Consider the following 15,747-nt stretch of genomic DNA (forward strand, 5'->3'; position numbering starts at 1 on the left):
CCGCCGCCCCGCGACCCGGCCGACGCACGCCGGGGAGCCTGAGCCCTCACCGGCCGACGGCGCGCTCGACCATCGCGCACGGGACGGTGGCGTCCCACCCCGCGATCCTGGGCATCGCGCCGACCCGGACGGTGTCGCCCGGGTGCGCCGCGCAGTACGACGCTCGGTGCTCGATCTCGGCGGACCACTGCGGCCCGTGCTCCCGGAGCGGCACCGCCCCGGCCCCGGCCACGAACGCGACGAGCGAGGCGACGACGAGCGCCCCGCCCGCTGCCCGCCACGACCACCGTGCGCGGGCGAGGAACACGTCGGCGGCGAGGACGACCGCCGCGGTCAGGAACATCGACGACGCAGCCGCGTACCGCAGGGGCGCCGTGCCCGCCCACGCCGCGGCAGTGAACGAGGACCACGTCGTGCCGGGCGTCCGGTTCACGATGAGCGCCGCGTACCAGACGACGCCGGCGCCGACGCTCACGGCGAGGAGCATCCACCGGGTCCGCCAGTCCGCCAGGACGAGGGCGGCCACGACCGCGACCACGAGGAGCACGGCCGGCACGGTGACGACCCACCAGCCGTGGGCGGCGACGGACGCCCCGACCGCACGCACGTCGGCGTTCCCGCTGCCGCCCACCACCTGGGCGACGAACCCGGCGGTCATGTCCCGGAACGAGGTGATGCCACCCCGGTGCGTGGCGGAACGCGGGTGCGTCAGCGCTGCCGTGACCTGTGCCGCGACACCGAGCACCGCGACCGCTGCGACGGGGATGACCCGACGCTGCCGACGGCCCAGCAGCAGGAGCGGCAGGAACACGGCGGCCTGGATCTCGCTCGTCGTCACGACCGCCACCGCGACGGCGGTCCACCCGGACGACCACCAGCTCCGCGGACGGTGGGCGAGCAGCCACGGCGCCGCGAACAGCAGGTACCAGTGCAGGTTCGCCGCGGTCCCGGCGATCTCGACGGGCGCCAGCGGGACGAGGGCGGGGACGGCCGCGAGGAGCACCCGGAGTGGCCAGGCCCGCACCACGCCGCGCGCCAGGACGAAGACGGTGCCGCACACCGCGCCGAGGACCGCGCACGACATCGCCGAGACGGACAGCGCGTACAGGTCGATCCGCCCGAGCGCGACGGCGGCGTCGACCACCAGTCGCGGCAGGACGTGCAGGTAGCCGTCGTACGGGTGCCACACCGAACGCACCGGACCGAGGGTGAGCCGGTCGGTGAGGAAGCGCCCGGAGTCCTCCGCCCAGGCGACGCCGCGGGCCGGGCTCCCGATGCGGACCCACGCGAGCAGGCCGGTGGCGACGGCGACGAGGAGCGCCCAGACCGCCGTGGTCGGGCGTCTCCGCGGGTGGTCCGCCGTCGTCATCGGACCCCCTCGTGCCGTCGTGCCGTCCGTGCTGTGCTGCTGCCGATCGATCCTGGCGTGCGCCGGTGGACGGCACCCGTGACGCAGATGCCGTGACTCTCAGACAGGCCGACGAGGACACGGACCGAACCGCTGCGCGCGACGAGCCCCGGCGACGTAGTGTCGGACGGGTGACGACGACGTTCCCCCGGTCCACCCCGTCCGCCCTCGGCATCGACGCCCGTGGCCTCGCCCGGTTCCTCGACGCCCTCGAGTCGACGCCCGACGTCGAACCGCACAGCATCGTGCTGCTCCGGCACGGTCAGGTGGCCGCCCAGGGCTGGTGGCAGCCCTACGCCGAGGACCGCGTCCACCTGCTCTACTCCCTCAGCAAGAGCTTCACCGCCGCCGCCGTCGGGATCGCCGTCCGCGAGGGGCTCATCGACCTCGACGCCACCGCCCTCTCGTACTTCCCGGAGCTCGACGCCGAGATCACCGACGAACGCAGCCGCCGCATCCGCGTCCGGCACCTGCTCGCGATGGCGAGCGGCCACCGCGAGGACACCATCGACCGCGCCCGGGAACTCGACCGCATGAACGTCATGCGCGGCTTCCTGCTCCTGCCGCCGGAAGAGGAACCCGGCACGCTCTTCACCTACAACCAGCCGTGCACCTACACGCTCGCCGCCATCGTCCGCCGCGTCAGCGGTGGGTCGCTGGTCGACTACCTGCGTCCGCGGCTGCTCGACCCGCTCGGCATCGACGACCTGGCGTGGCGCCGGGACGAGTCCGACGCAGAGCTGGGCTTCAGCGGGTGCTACGCCCCGACCTCGGCGATCGCCGCGCTCGGCCAGCTGTACCTGCAGCGCGGCGTGTGGGAGGGCGAGCGGATCCTCGACGAGGACTGGGTCGCCGCCGCCACGAGCAAGCAGATCGACAACCTCGACGAGGAGAACCCGGACTGGTCGCAGGGCTACGGCTTCCAGTTCTGGATGGCCCGCCACGGCTTCCGCGGCGACGGCGCCTACGGCCAGTTCTGCGTCGTCCTGCCGGAGCACGACGTCGTCCTCGCGCTCACCGGCCAGAGCCTCGACATGCAGGCCGTCCTCGACGCGGCCTGGCAGCACCTCCTGCCCGCCGTCGACGCTGCGGACCTCGACGCGGCCGCGGATGCGGACCTGGAGGCGCGGCTCGCCTCCCTTGGGCTGCCAGCGGTGCGGGGCGGTCGCCTCCCCGACCTCGGCGCCGGTCCGTTCCGCGGTGACGGCATCGACCGGATCGACTTCAAGCACGACGGCGACCGGTGGCGCGCGGCCCTCGAGGTCGACGGCGGGACGCTCTCGGTACCGGTCGGCGAGGGGGAGTGGGCGGTCGACGGTCCCCTCGCCGCGAGCGGTGCGGTCGCGCCGGACGGCTCCGTGCTCGTCGACGTCCGGTTCGTGGAGACGCCGCACCTCGCGCACGTGCGCATCGACCTCGCGGCCGGGACCGCCACCGCGTCGTGGGCGACCGAGCCGCTGCACGACGGTCCGCTGACCCTGCGCCGCCCCGCCGACTGATCGAGCGCTACGGGGTGTCGGACTTGTGCTCGACGACGTCCTGCAGCTCGGGTCGCTTCGGGGTCACGCCGTCGCCCGAGGACGTGTGCCTGATCCGCCGGACCACCCACGGCACGAGGTACTCGCGCGCCCAGCCGAGGTCCTCGGCGCGGGCCTCCCGCCACGGACGGGCCTCGAGCGGCTCGGGGTTGAACGGTTCGAGCCCGTGCTCGACGCCGAGCGCGTCCAGCACCGCGGCGGCGACGGTCGCGTGGCCCATCGGGGAGTGGTGCAGCCGGTCGGGAGCCCACATCCTCGGGTCGCGGAGGACCCGGAGCGCCCACATGTTCGCGACGAGGGCGCCGTGCTTCAGCGCGATGGCGTGCAGGTTCTCGTTGTAGATCGCCGTCTTGCCGCGGACCATCCCGAGCACCGGGGTCATGCCGACGTCCGGACCGGTGAAGAGCACCACGGTGGCGCCGTCGCTCCGCAGCCGGGACACCATCGCGTCCACTCGCTCGGCGAGCTCGTCGGGGTCGGAGCCCGGCCGGATGATGTCGTTGCCACCGGCCGACACCGTGACGAGGTCGGGACGGAGGGCGAGTGCCGGTTTGACCTGCTCGTCGATGATCTGCTGCAGGAGTCGCCCGCGGATCGCCAGGTTGGCGTAGGCGAAGTCGTCGGTCTGGTTCGCCAGGACCTCGGCCACCCGGTCCGCCCAGCCACGGTTCCCACCGGGGACGGTGGGGTCGGGGTCGCCGATCCCCTCGGTGAACGAGTCACCGATCGCGACGTACCTGGACCACGGATGACGATCTGACACTCCTCGGACCATAGTCTCGTGCCATGACGAAGGCCAACCCCGCGGCGGTGCTGGGCGACGAGCTGCTGGAGCGCATCGCCGCCCGCGCCCCCGGCTACGACGCCGCGAACGCGTTCTGCACCGAGGACCTCGACGAACTCCGGGCGGCCGGCTACCTGCGGCTCGGGGTGCCCGTCGAACGCGGCGGTGCCGGACTGGGGCTCGCCGCGACGACCGCGGTGCAGCGGCGGCTCGCGGAAGCCGCACCGGCGACGGCGCTGGGGCTCGGGATGCACCAGGTCTGGGTGCAGGCGGCGCGCGCCGTCACTGCGCGGGGTGGGTCGTTCCTCCAGGCCGTCACCGACCAGGCGGCGGACGACCACCTGCTCGCGTTCGGTGTGAGCGAGCCGGGCAACGACGCCGTCCTCTTCGACTCGTTGACGACGGCGGAGCCGGACGGCGACGGCGGCTACCGCTTCACGGGGACGAAGGTCTTCACCTCGCTGGCCCCGGCGTGGGACGTGCTGAGCGTGTTCGGCAAGGACGGGTCCGGGCCGGAGCCGCGGCTCGTGCACGGTTTCGTGCTGCGGTCCGACGGCGACGTCGAGCACCTCGACGACTGGGACACCCTCGGGATGCGGGCGACGCAGAGTCGCACGACGAAGCTGCACGGCGTGCACGTGCCGGCCGACCGGATCGTGCGGACCCTGCCGGTCGGGCCGAACCAGGACCCGCTCGTGTTCGGCGTCTTCGCGGCGTTCGAGCTGCTCGTGGCGTCGGTGTACGTCGGGATCGCCGCCCGTGCGGTGTCACTCGCGGTGTCGGCGGTGCGGTCGCGCACGGCACTCGACGGGACACCGCGGTCCGCGGACCCGGACGTGCGCCGGGCGATCGCGGACATGCGCGGGACGGTCGACGCGATCGAGCTGCAGGTGACCTCGCTCGCCCGGTCGGTCGACGAGCTCGACGACCTCGGGCCGCGGTGGTTCCCGTTGCTCGTGGGGACGAAGGCCCGGGCGGTCGACGCGGCGCAGCACGTCGTGGACGAGGCGATGCGGGTCGTGGGCGGTGGCGCCTACCGGGCCGGTGGCGAGCTCGCGCGCCTGGCCCGGGACGTCCGGGCGGGCCAGTACCACCCGTCGTCGCGGGACTCGGCGGCGCGGACGATCGCGGCGTCGGTGCTGGGGCCGCTCGCACCGTAGCACCGCCGCGCGCCCCAACTAGTTCGCTTGCGGTACCATTGGCCTCCCCAGCGAACAGGAGGCGGCCGGAGCGTGCCGAGGACCGAGACCACGAGCCGGACCGCCCCGCGGCGACGGACCCGCACCCAGCGACTGACGGACCGTGCCCTCGCGCTCGACCCCGGGCTCGCGAAGACCGACGGTGCCCTCCGCACGCTCGTCGCCGTCCCGGCCGGCATGGCCGTCGGGTACGCGATCGCGACGGCGTTCGGCCTGCCGGCGATCCTCGGCGTGATGATCGGCGCGATGCCGGCCTTCATCACCTGCCTGGTCATCGTCGACCCGAGCACGGGCCGGACCGCCGCGCGCACCGGGGCGGTCCTCGTACCGTTCGTCGTCGCACTCGCCGGGAGCATCGCCCTGCAGCCGCTCCGGCTCCTCGAACTCGTCCTCATCGTGGTGCTGCTGTTCGTGCAGTTCGCGGCGGCCTCGTGGGGCGTGTGGGCGGCGGACGCGGCGATCGTCGGGTTCGCCGGGTACCTCTGCGGACTCCTGCTGCCCCTGCCCGAGACGAGCGTCGTCCCGCTCGGGCTCGTCGTCGCGGGCTCCCTCGCCGTGACGATCGTCGTCCGCCTGCTGTTCCGGCCGGACCCGCACCGGGCGCTGCTCCGGACCCGTCGCGGGTTCGTCGCCCGGGGGTCCGACGTGCTCGAGGCCGCCGCCGCGGTCCTGGCCGCCGGAGCCGTCGGCGCTGCCGCAGACGACCAGCGCGCCCGCCGCCGAGCCCTCCGCCGGCTCGGACGCGCTCGTGACCGGTACCACGAGATCGCCCTGACGGTCGACGGCATGCTCGCCGCGAGCGGGGTCGACGCCGACACCACCGCCGAGGAACTGCACCGCCTGGTGTTCGACACGCACTTCGCGATCGACGAGCTCGGCCGCGCGGCCGGGGCACTGGTCGAGCAGGGCGCGCCGTCGGACGTCCGGCACGCCGCGCTCCGGGCCGTCACGCTCGTCCTCCGGCACGGCGGCAGCCACGGCCAGGAGGCAGCGCACACCCTCCTCGCCCGCTACGGGATCACGGCCTCGGCGGCCGACGACGGATCCCGGACGACCGCGATCGTCCGCCGCATGGCCGCCGAGTTCGCCGACCTGCGGTCCGCCGGACTCCGGTGGCGCGAGCTCCGCGACGAGCTGCCCCGCCGCGGTGCCGGCGTGCCCTTCGCCACGCCGGTGATCCTCGCCGGCGGGCGCCCGGCCGGAGCCGTGCCGGTCGTCGCGGACGCCGTCGCCGAGGGCCCGTGGCACCGCTGGCACCTCACCGCGTCGCTCCGGACCGCCGTCCACGCCGCCATCGCCGTCGCGATCGTCGAACCCCTCGCCCTCCTGCTCGACGGGAGCCGGTTCTACTGGGGCGTCATCGGCGTGATGATCGTCCTCGCCGGCACGAACACCACGCACGAGCGGATCCGGAAGGGCCTCCACCGCGGCGTCGGGACGGTCGTCGGGGGAGCGGTCGGGATCGTCCTCGTGCACCTGCTCGGCACGACGCACCCGTGGGTGACGATCGTGCTCGTGTGCGTCCTGCTCGCCGTCGGCACGTACGGCTTCGGCGGCGTGTACTCGGTCTGGGCCGCGTGCCTCGTCGTCGTCCTCTGCCAGGTGTACGCGTTCTCCGGCACCTTCACGGATTCTCTCATCCCGATGCGGCTCGCCGAGAACCTGCTCGGGGCAGCGGTCGCGGTGCTCGTCAGCGCGGTCGTCTTCCCGATCGCCACCCGTGCCGTCATCCGGCGCGCGGTGCGGCGGCAGCTGGTCGCGGTCCGCGCGTTCGTGCTCGCGCTGGTCGGGGTCGAGGACGACGACGAGGCGGACGCGGCCGACACGACGGAGGCGGACCGCGCCTCCCGTCAGCTGCGCGCCCGGTCGCGTGCGGTCGACGCCGCCACCTACCAACTGGACGCCGTCCTGCGTCCGATGGTCCGCTTCCCGACCGGCGGGCCGGCGCGCGCCGACGCCAGGACGCGCACCTCCCTGCAGGCGGCCGCGACCTTCGCGCGCGAGGCGGCCGGGAGGCTCGGCTCGGCCCCGCAGGACCCGCCAGCGGCCCTGTGCGGTGCGGCCGACCGCCTCGCCGCCTCGATCGCGCAGCTCGCCGACGGCATCGTGGCCGGGCCCCGGTCCGCCACGCCGACGGCGGTCTGGGTCCGGGTCGGCGACCAGCTCGACGAGGCCGTGGCCGCCGCCTCCGGACGGCCGGACGAGCGGGCGATCGAGACGGCCGCGCACGCGCTCGGCCGGATCGACGAGGCGCTCGCGCTGCTCGCCGACCGCCACCGCGCCACGGTCGTCGGGGCGATGTCGGTGGGTCCTGGCATCATCGCCGTGTGAGCAAGCAGGACGGACGCAACCGACTGGTGTCCGACGCGCCCGTCGACGACGTGACGGCGAGCGTGCTGCACGTCGACATGGACGCCTTCTTCGCCTCGGTGGAGCTGCTCGACCGGCCGGACCTCCGCGGCCTGCCGGTGATCGTCGGGCACGACTCCGACCGCTCGGTCGTCACGGCCGCCACGTACGAGGCCCGCAAGTACGGCGTGAACTCCGCGATGCCGATGGCCGTCGCCAAGCGCCGGTGCCCCGCGGCGATCATCGTCGAGCCGCACTTCGAGAAGTACCGCGCGAAGTCCGACGCCGTGATGGCCGTCTTCGACCGCTTCACGCCCCGCGTCGAGAAGCTCGGCATCGACGAGGCCTTCCTCGACGTCGCCGGAGCGATCCGGCTGTACGGCACCCCGTGGGAGATCGGTCGGGCGATCCGCGCGGCGGTGTACGCCGAGACGGGCCTGCACTGCTCCGTCGGCGCCGCGTCGACGAAGTTCGTGGCGAAGCTCGCGTCGAGTCGGTCGAAGCCGGACGGCCTGCTCGTCGTGCCGGCTGCCGACACCGTGGCGTTCCTGCACCCGCAGCCCGTGTCGGCGCTGTGGGGGGTCGGCGGCAAGACGCAGGAGACCCTCGAACGACGCGGCATCCGCACCGTGGGGGACCTCGCGACGACGCCACTGGGCTCGCTCGTCTCCGCGCTCGGTCCGGCCGGCGGTCAGCGCCTGCACGACCTCGCGTGGGGCCGCGATCCGCGCGTGGTCGAGAGCGGCGTCGGCGAGAAGTCGATCGGGCACGAGGTCACCTTCGGCCACGACCTCACCGAGCGCGACGACGTCGCCCGTGAACTCCTGCGCCTCGCCGACAAGGTGGCCGTGCGACTCCGGCGCGCCGACGTCCAGGCACGGACCGTGGCGCTCAAGGTCCGCTACACCGACTTCACCACGCTGACCCGGTCCCGCACCCTCGCGGAACCGACCGACGTCGCCAAGCGCCTGCACCGCGAAGCCGTCGAGCTGTACGACGTGCTGCACCGGCCGGGCAACCGGATCCGGCTCATCGGGGTCCGTGGCGAGAACCTCGTGCCGGCGGCGGCGAGCAACGCGCTCTGGGACGACGACGCGCCGTGGCGCGAGACCGAGACGACGATCGACGCGGTCGCCGCACGCTTCGGCGCCGGCGTGCTCCGACCGGCATCCCTGGTGCGCGGCACGCCCGAGGGGCACGTCCCGCACGCTCGGCAGGACGAAGGGTGACGGTAGAATCTCGTGCAGTGAGCGCAGCCGAGTACACCGATCAGCCAGGGGCGGGGGACCAGCCCGCGGCCCTGTGGGACGACGGTACCGCAGCGCCTGAGCACGCGGTCGTCGCCCACGACGAGGCCGTCGCCGCTGCCGAGGCGGCGGGCAACTCGGCCGTGCAGAACCTGTCGCCGGCCTTCCCGGACCGTGCCGCGTGGGGCACCGCGTCGAAGCTCCGTGCCTGGCAGGTCGAAGCGCTCACGAAGTACTTCGAGACCGAGCCGCGGGACTTCCTCACGGCCGCGACGCCCGGCGCCGGCAAGACCACGTTCGCGCTCCGGCTCGCCACCGAGCTCCTCGCCCGCGGCACCGTCGACCGCATCGTCGTCGTGGCCCCGACGGAGCACCTCAAGCGGCAGTGGGCGGACTCGGCGGACCGCGTCGGCATCCGGATCGATCCGATGTTCAAGAACGGCGACGGCATGTTCGGCCGGCACTACCAGGGCGTGGCGATCACGTACGCCCAGGTCGGCATGAACCCCGAGGTCCACCAGAAGATCACCGCCGGCGGCAAGACGCTCGTGATCCTCGACGAGGTCCACCACGGCGGCGACGCCCTGACCTGGGGCGACGGCATCAGAGAGGCGTTCTCGAAGGCCACTCGTCGCCTGTCCCTCTCCGGCACGCCGTTCCGCTCGGACACCGCGCCGATCCCGTTCGTGCAGTACGCCCCCGACGAGCAGGGCATCCGCACCTCGATCTCCGACTACAACTACGGCTACGGGCGCGCCCTCAAGGACGGCGTCGTCCGCCCGGTGCTCTTCATGGCGTACGCCGGGCAGATGCGCTGGAAGACCCGCATGGGCGACGAGATGTCGGCGTCGCTCGGCGAGCAGGTCACGAAGGACATCACCGCCCAGGCCTGGCGCACGGCGCTCTCACCCGAGGGCGAGTGGATGCCGGCCGTCCTCTCCGCCGCCGACAAGCGCCTGACCGAGGTCCGCCGTGGTGTGCCGGACGCCGGTGGCCTCGTCATCGCCACGGACACCACCACGGCCCGCGCGTACGCCCGCATCCTGCAGCAGATCACGGGGGAGCGGCCGACGGTCGTCCTCTCCGACGAAGCAGCGGGGTCGAGCCGGATCAGCGCCTTCGCCGAGGACACCTCCCGCTGGATGGTCGCCGTCCGCATGGTGTCCGAGGGCGTGGACGTGCCGCGGCTGTGCGTCGGCGTGTACGCCACGAGCGCGAGCACCCCGCTCTTCTTCGCCCAGGTCATCGGCCGCTTCGTCCGGGCCCGACGGCGCGGTGAGACGGCGAGCGTGTTCCTGCCGAGCGTGCCCGGGCTGATGGCGCTGGCGGCCTCCCTCGAGCTCGAGCGCGACCACGCCCTCGACCGCCCGAAGGACGCCGACGACGGGATGTACAACCCCGAGGACGCGATGGTCGCCGAGGCCAACAAGGAGGACCGCGCGTCGGAGAGCCTGCTCGAGGTCCAGCCGTTCGAGGCGCTCGACTCGCAGGCGTCCTTCGACCGTGTCCTCTACGACGGCGGCGAGTTCGGCAGCGGCGGCGAGGTGGGCTCGCTCGAGGAACTCGACTTCATCGGCATCCCGGGGCTGCTCGAACCGGACCAGGTGCGCGACCTGCTCCGTGCACGCCAGGCGACGCAGGCGAAGCGAGCGAAGGGGCGCACCCCGAAGGACGGCATGCCCAAGGCGGCCGTCCCCGCGCCCGAGGACCGCCCGATGTACCAGACGATCAAGGAGCAGCGGTCCGAGCTGCACCGGCTCGTCTCGATCTGGTCCCGACACGCGAACGAACCGCACGGGGCCATCCACGCCGAACTCCGCCGCATCAGCGGTGGCCCGGCCGTGGCGCAGGCGAGCATCGAGCAGATCCAGAAGCGCATCGACGTGCTGCGCTCGCGCATCGGCGGCCGCCGGTGAGCACCGCGTGATCGAGGCCGTCGACGACCGCACCTGGTACGTCAAGCGCGACGCGGAGTCCTCGCCCGAGGCGATCATCGACCGCTTCGGCGGGGGCTACCGGCTCCGTCGGTTCTCGCTCACCGAGTCCCGTCGGACGCCCCACGGGGTGTACACGGGCGTCGAACTCGCCGAGACCGCGTGGTGGCGGCTCCGCGACAGGCCGCGGACCTCATGACATCGCAAGCCGAAGTCGGGTAGACCGGGGGAATGGCAGACTCCATCCCTCACGTCCTCGTCCTCGGCGGCGGCTCCGCTGGCTACACCACCGTCAAGCAGCTCCAGAAGCACGCAGCGACCGTGCCGATGCGCATCACGCTGGTGGACCAGAACACGTACTACACGTACCTGCCGTTCCTGCCCGAGGTCGCCGGTGGCCACATCGCCCCGAAGGACGTGACCTTCGAGCTGCGCCGTGCGCTTCGCAAGACCCGGGTCATCCAGGGCAAGGTCACCGGGATCTCCTCGGCCGACAAGACCGTCTCGATCGCCACGGCCGGCGGTGACGACCGCACGCTCGGTTACGACCAGCTCGTCGTCGCGCTCGGCTCCGTCACGCGCACGTTCCCGACGCCCGGGCTCGAGGAGTACGGCGTCGGCTTCAAGAGCGTCGAAGAGGCCGCTTACGTCCGCGCGAAGCTCCTCGACAACATCGCCAAGGCCGCTGCCACCCGCGACGAGGACGAGCGACGGAAGCTGCTCACGAGCATCTTCGTCGGCGGCGGGTACACCGGCGTCGAGGCGATCGGCGAACTGTTCGACGTCTCGCAGGCCGCCATCAAGACCTACCCGTCGCTCGCCGGCGAGCACCCCCGCTGGGTCCTCATCGACGCGCTCGACCGCGTCGCGCCCGAGGTCGGTCCGGAGCTGTCCAAGTGGACGCTCGAGTCGCTGCGTGCCCGCGGCATCGACGTCCGCCTGAAGACGACCATGCCGAGCTGCGAGGGCGGCGTCGTCAAGCTCTCCGACGGCGACGAGTTCGCCACCGGCCTCCTCGTCTGGACGGCCGGCGTGAAGCCGAACCCGCTCCTCGACGCGTCCGACCTGCCGCGCGGCCCGAAGGGTCACCTCGCCGCGAACGCGAAGCTGCAGGTCGAGAGCGAGGACACCCACGAGGTCGTCCCCGGCGTCTGGGGCCTCGGCGACGTCGCGCAGGTGCCCGACCTGACGGCCGAGAAGCAGCCGGCGTACTACCCGCCGAACGCGCAGAACGCCGTCCGCCAGGCCGTCGTGGCCGCGGACAACGTGGTCGCGACGATCACGGGCAAGCCGCTCGAGGAGTACCGCCACCCGTCCATCGGCACCGTCGCGTCGTACGGTGTCGCGAAGGGCGCGGCGAACATCAAGGGCATCAAGATGACGAACCTCCTCGCGTGGCTCGCGCACCGCGCCTACCACGTGTACGCGATGCCGACGCTGAACCGCAAGGTGCGCATCGTGATCGGGTGGGTCACCGGGGCCGTGTCGGGTCGCGACGCGACGTCCCTCATCAAGGAGACCGACCCGCGCCGCACGTTCGTCGAGGCGTCGAAGTCCTAGACGCGCTTTCCTGACGGACGGGAGGCGCGGTGCCGGCTGGCACCGCGCCTCCCGTCCGTCGTCCGGTCGCGCCGACGCGCGTGGTGCGGCAGACTGACTCCCTCGGTGCCGCCGCACGGAGGTCCTGGAAGACACCGCACGTGACCACCACCATCTCCTGCCCCCGCTGCCGAGCCGTTCGTCGCCCCACCGGGGTGCACCGCTGCCCCGGACCGGACGACCCCGCCCGAGCGCTGGGCGTGGGCACCAGCGTCGCCGTGGTCCTGGACGTGCTCGCCGGTGTCGGCCGACCGTTCCTCGTCGGCGGGGTGGTCCGCGACGCGCTGTTCCGTGCGTCCGGGCGCGCGGTCCCCGTCGCCGACGACCACGACGTCGACGTCGAGGTGCACGGCACGGACACCGCGGCGGTCGTCGACGCCCTGCGCGATGCGGGAGCCGTCGTCGTCTCGACGGGCGCGCGCTTCGAGGTCCTCAAGGTCGTGGTCGAGGGCGTGCACGTCGACGTCGCGGTGGTGCCGGGGAACGCCGACGACGACGGGCTCGCCGCGGCCGCCGTCCGTCGCGACTTCACGGTCAACGCGGTCGCGTGGGACCCGGCGACGAACGAGTACGTCGACGCGGTCGGTGGGATCGACGACGCCGCCCGGGGTGTCCTCCGACACACCTCGGACCGGTTCGGGGACGATCCGCTGCGGGTGCTGCGCGCCGTGCAGCTGGTGGCGCGCTTCGACCTCGTGCTCGACCCCTCGACGGTCGACGTCGCCCGGTCGCTGGTGGACGCGTTCCCGTCCGTGGCCGCGGAGCGGGTCTGGCCGGAGATCCGGAAGGCGGCGCGGGGCGACCACCAGTCGCGGGCGCTCCAGGTGCTGCACGACACCGGGTGGGAGCGGCACCTCCCGGAGCTCGCCGCGGTGCGCGACGTGCCGCAGGACCCGCGGTGGCACCCCGAGGGGCCCGTGCACGTGCACCTGGGGCTCGCGGCGGACGCTGCTGCCGCTGCCTGCACCGCCGACGGCGTCACCGGTGAGGACCGCACCGTCGTGGTGCTCGGCGCGCTCCTGCACGACCTCGGCAAGGCGGGCGACGGGACGCAGCGGGAGTGTGACGACGACGGCACGGTCCGGGTCCGCAGCCTCGGGCACGAGGTCTCGGGCGCGCATGCGGCGCGGGACCTGCTGCGGCGGATCGGCGCGCCGCGCACCCTCACCGAGCGCATCGCCACGATCGTGCGTGAGCACATGGTGGTGCACTCGACCGACGGTGCAGCGCCGTCGGTGCCGGCAGCGCGCCGACTGCTCCGTCGTCTCGGCGGGTCGATGGCGACCGCCGAGTGCTGGGCCGCGGTGTGCGAGGCGGACTCGCAGGGACGGGGTGCGGCGTCCGGGCCGTCACCGGCGTGGGCGTGGCTCGCGGTCATGCGTGCCGACGAGGCCGCGGGACCCCGGGTGCGCCTCGTGACCGGGCGCGACCTCGTCGCGGCGGGGCTCGCGCCGGGCCCACGGTTCCGGGAGGTCCTGGACGCCGCGGCCGAGGCGCAGGACGAGGGGCGCTTCGAGGACGCGGCGGGTGCCCAGCGCTGGTTGCGGGAGCGGCTCAGTCCGCCACGGTGATCGTCACCGTGGTGGACTCGGTGGACGCGCCCGCATCGTCGCGGTAGCGCACCGTGATGGTGTGCCGACCCGGCGTCAGCCCGGTGTCCCCGCGCCGGATGTGCCCGCTGAACCGGCCCCCGGCTCCGGTCGACACCGTGCCGACGAGCGCGCCGTCGACGGCGACCTCGACGTCGGTGTCCGCCCAGCCGGTGATCGTGACCGGCAGCGGGCCGCCCGTCGCGGTGCTCCCGTCGGCGGGGTCGGCGATGGTCGGGACGAACGCTAAGGGGGCGCTGCTCGTCGCCGCGGAGGTGTTCCCGGCGGCGTCCCGTGCGGTGGCGCGGATCCCGGTGGCGGTCGGGGTGAGGCCGTCCACCGCGACGCGCCAGTGACCGTCGGCACCGGTGGTGGTCGACGCGGTCGCCGTGCTGCTCGTGCCGCCCGTGCTGTTCGTGGCGCCTGTGCCGCTCGTGCTGTTCGTGGCGCCTGTGCCGCTCGTGCCGCTCGTGCCGCGGAGGACGGTGACGTCGATCGTGCTGCCGGCCTCGGCGGTGCCGGAGAACACCGGCGGGGTGGTGTCGGTGGGCGTCCAGGTCGTCGCGATCGTCGGCGCCGCCGGAGCCGTGGTGTCCACGGTGACCGTGACGATGACGGGGACCGAGGTGGCGTGGTCCGGCGTCGTCGCGGTGATGCTGACCCGTTCGACCCCGTCCCCGGAGAACCGCAGCGTGGTCCTCCACGTGCCGTCGGACCCGGCGGTGGTCGCGGCGGTCAGGGTGCCGGAGCGGACCTCGACGCGGCTGCCGGGCGTCGCCGTCCCGGTGAGCTCGACGGTCCGGCTGGCGACGAGCATCGTGTCCTCGGCCGGGACCGGGGGAGCGGAGCGCGGCAGCTGCGGGTCGACGCCCCCGGTGGTCGAGGACCCGCCGGTCCCCGGTGACGTGGGGTTCGCGCTCGGTTCGTCGGTGCGGAGCCCGGGCGTCGAGGACGCCCCGGCGGAGGAGTCCCCGAGGACCGTGTCGACGACGGGGGTCGGAGCGGTCGGGACCGTCGTCGGTGCGCCGGTGTCGTCGCGACCGGGCGACGGCACGGGACTCGGTTCGGCGACGTGGGCCGGGGCGGTGCGGTCGGCCGGTGCGGGGTGCTCACCGGACGGCGCCGGGACGCCCGCGGGACCTGGTGCGCGAGCGCCGGCGGTGGACGTGCCGGTCGGGTGGCCATCCGACCACGTCCCGGCGACCGCGACGACGGTCGTGACGACGACGAGCGCTGCGACCACGCCGACCACCCCGGTGACCGGCAGGGGCGCTCGGCGAGCAGCACCCGTCGCCGGGGCCGAGCGAGCGGGGGACACGGCCGCCGCGGCGGGGGCGTCTGCGTGCAGCACCGCGTGACCGATGCCCAGACCGACCACCGGCGGGAGGAGTGCCGCCGCGATCCGTCCGGCGAGTCGGCGCGTGTCCTCGAGCACCGGCGGGCAGTGCACGCAGTCGCGGATGTGCGCCTCGAGCTGACGACGGTCGCGCGCGGTGAGCGTACCCGCTTCGTAGGCGCCGAACGCGGCCAGTCGCCGACGGCACTCGTCGGGCAGGCCGTCCGTCGCGAGGTGTTCCTGGACCCAGGCCGCGCGGAGCGCCCGCCTCGCTCGGAACGCCAGGGACGAGACGGCGCCGGGCTGGAGGTCGACCAACGGGGCGACGTGTCGAGGTCGCAGTCCCTCGACCTCGGTGTACCAGAGCACGCTCTGCCAGCGTTCGGGCAGGGTGCTGAACGCTCGCCCCAGGGCCGTGCGGTCGGCGGCGCGGGCCATCTCCGTCGCCGCGTCGGCGCCGGAGTCCTCGAAGGCGTCGAAGTCGACGTCGGCGTCCGTGTGGCGGGCGCGTCGGCGGAACTCGGTGTTGGCGACGTTGCGGATGACCGTGTACAGGTACGGGCGGAAGAGTTCGTCCGGACCGGCCCCGCGTTCGATCGCACCGATGACGTTCGTGAAGGCCTCGGAGGCGACGTCCTCGGCGTCCGAGGAGCCCACGAGTCCGATCGCGTGCCGGACGGCGGCGCGGTGGTGCCGGCTCCACAGCGCTGCCACCGCCGACCGGTCGCCGTCACGCGTCGACCGGATCAGTGCAGCGTCACTGC

The 15,747-nt window shown here is 73.9% G+C and carries 11 protein-coding genes; 8 read left to right on the forward strand and 3 right to left on the reverse strand.

Going from position 1 to position 15,747, the window contains the following annotated elements; translation table 11 throughout:
• Positions 1-46: 46 nt before the first annotated feature.
• Complete coding sequence (locus tag BIV01_RS00130; RefSeq protein ID WP_071301548.1) at positions 47-1,369, reverse strand: hypothetical protein; 1,323 nt, start codon at positions 1,367-1,369, stop codon at positions 47-49.
• Positions 1,370-1,539: 170 nt separating this feature from the next.
• On the opposite strand from BIV01_RS00130, the gene BIV01_RS00135 reads away from it, so the two are divergent.
• Positions 1,540-2,907: a serine hydrolase domain-containing protein gene (locus tag BIV01_RS00135; protein WP_071301549.1), complete on the forward strand. Its 1,368-nt coding sequence runs from the start codon at positions 1,540-1,542 to the stop codon at positions 2,905-2,907.
• A 7-nt stretch (positions 2,908-2,914) separates the two neighbouring features.
• Here BIV01_RS00135 and BIV01_RS00140 read toward each other — a convergent pair whose 3' ends face one another.
• Positions 2,915-3,709, reverse strand: coding sequence for an SGNH/GDSL hydrolase family protein (locus tag BIV01_RS00140; RefSeq protein WP_071301550.1), 795 nt, complete (start codon positions 3,707-3,709; stop codon positions 2,915-2,917).
• 23 nt (positions 3,710-3,732) lie between these two features.
• Here BIV01_RS00140 and BIV01_RS00145 point away from each other — a divergent pair, with 23 nt between their 5' ends.
• The 7 genes from BIV01_RS00145 to BIV01_RS00175 all read left to right on the forward strand — a co-directional run bounded on the left by BIV01_RS00145 (position 3,733) and on the right by BIV01_RS00175 (position 13,629).
• Positions 3,733-4,890: an acyl-CoA dehydrogenase family protein gene (locus BIV01_RS00145; RefSeq protein ID WP_071301551.1), complete on the forward strand. Its 1,158-nt coding sequence runs from the start codon at positions 3,733-3,735 to the stop codon at positions 4,888-4,890.
• A gap of 72 nt (positions 4,891-4,962) precedes the next feature.
• A complete protein-coding gene (locus BIV01_RS00150) occupies positions 4,963-7,260 on the forward strand; it encodes an FUSC family protein (protein WP_071301552.1) in 2,298 nt (765 codons plus the stop codon).
• Positions 7,257-8,507: a DNA polymerase IV gene (dinB, locus tag BIV01_RS00155; RefSeq protein WP_071296323.1), complete on the forward strand. Its 1,251-nt coding sequence runs from the start codon at positions 7,257-7,259 to the stop codon at positions 8,505-8,507. Before BIV01_RS00150 ends, dinB begins: the two co-directional genes overlap by 4 nt.
• A gap of 17 nt (positions 8,508-8,524) precedes the next feature.
• Positions 8,525-10,441 (forward strand): DEAD/DEAH box helicase, encoded by a 1,917-nt coding sequence (locus BIV01_RS00160; RefSeq protein WP_441294364.1) that lies wholly within the window; start codon positions 8,525-8,527, stop codon positions 10,439-10,441.
• Positions 10,442-10,448: 7 nt separating this feature from the next.
• Complete coding sequence (locus tag BIV01_RS00165) at positions 10,449-10,658, forward strand: hypothetical protein (RefSeq protein WP_070419019.1); 210 nt, start codon at positions 10,449-10,451, stop codon at positions 10,656-10,658.
• Between the two features lie 32 nt (positions 10,659-10,690).
• On the forward strand, positions 10,691-12,019 hold the full coding sequence (locus BIV01_RS00170) for an NAD(P)/FAD-dependent oxidoreductase (RefSeq protein ID WP_071296325.1): 1,329 nt from the start codon (positions 10,691-10,693) through the stop codon (positions 12,017-12,019).
• A gap of 239 nt (positions 12,020-12,258) precedes the next feature.
• Positions 12,259-13,629, forward strand: coding sequence for an HD domain-containing protein (locus BIV01_RS00175; protein WP_071301553.1), 1,371 nt, complete (start codon positions 12,259-12,261; stop codon positions 13,627-13,629).
• Here the strand turns inward: BIV01_RS00175 and BIV01_RS00180 are convergent.
• Entirely contained in the window at positions 13,613-15,697 is a 2,085-nt protein-coding gene (locus tag BIV01_RS00180; protein ID WP_175473598.1) for a sigma-70 family RNA polymerase sigma factor, read from the reverse strand. The two genes, BIV01_RS00175 and BIV01_RS00180, sit on opposite strands and share 17 nt — an antisense overlap.
• Between the last annotated feature and the right edge of the window lie 50 nt (positions 15,698-15,747).

It is taken from the genome of Curtobacterium sp. MCBA15_013 (assembly GCF_001865095.1).
Lineage (GTDB): Bacteria > Actinomycetota > Actinomycetes > Actinomycetales > Microbacteriaceae > Curtobacterium.

Excerpts from the sequence above, each read along its gene's own strand:
- BIV01_RS00130 (WP_071301548.1), bottom strand. The coding sequence starts at position 1,369 with ATGACGACGGCGGACCACCCGCGGAGACGCCCGACCACGGCGGTCTGG.
- BIV01_RS00145 (WP_071301551.1), top strand. The coding sequence starts at position 3,733 with ATGACGAAGGCCAACCCCGCGGCGGTGCTGGGCGACGAGCTGCTGGAG.
- BIV01_RS00170 (WP_071296325.1), top strand. The coding sequence starts at position 10,691 with ATGGCAGACTCCATCCCTCACGTCCTCGTCCTCGGCGGCGGCTCCGCT.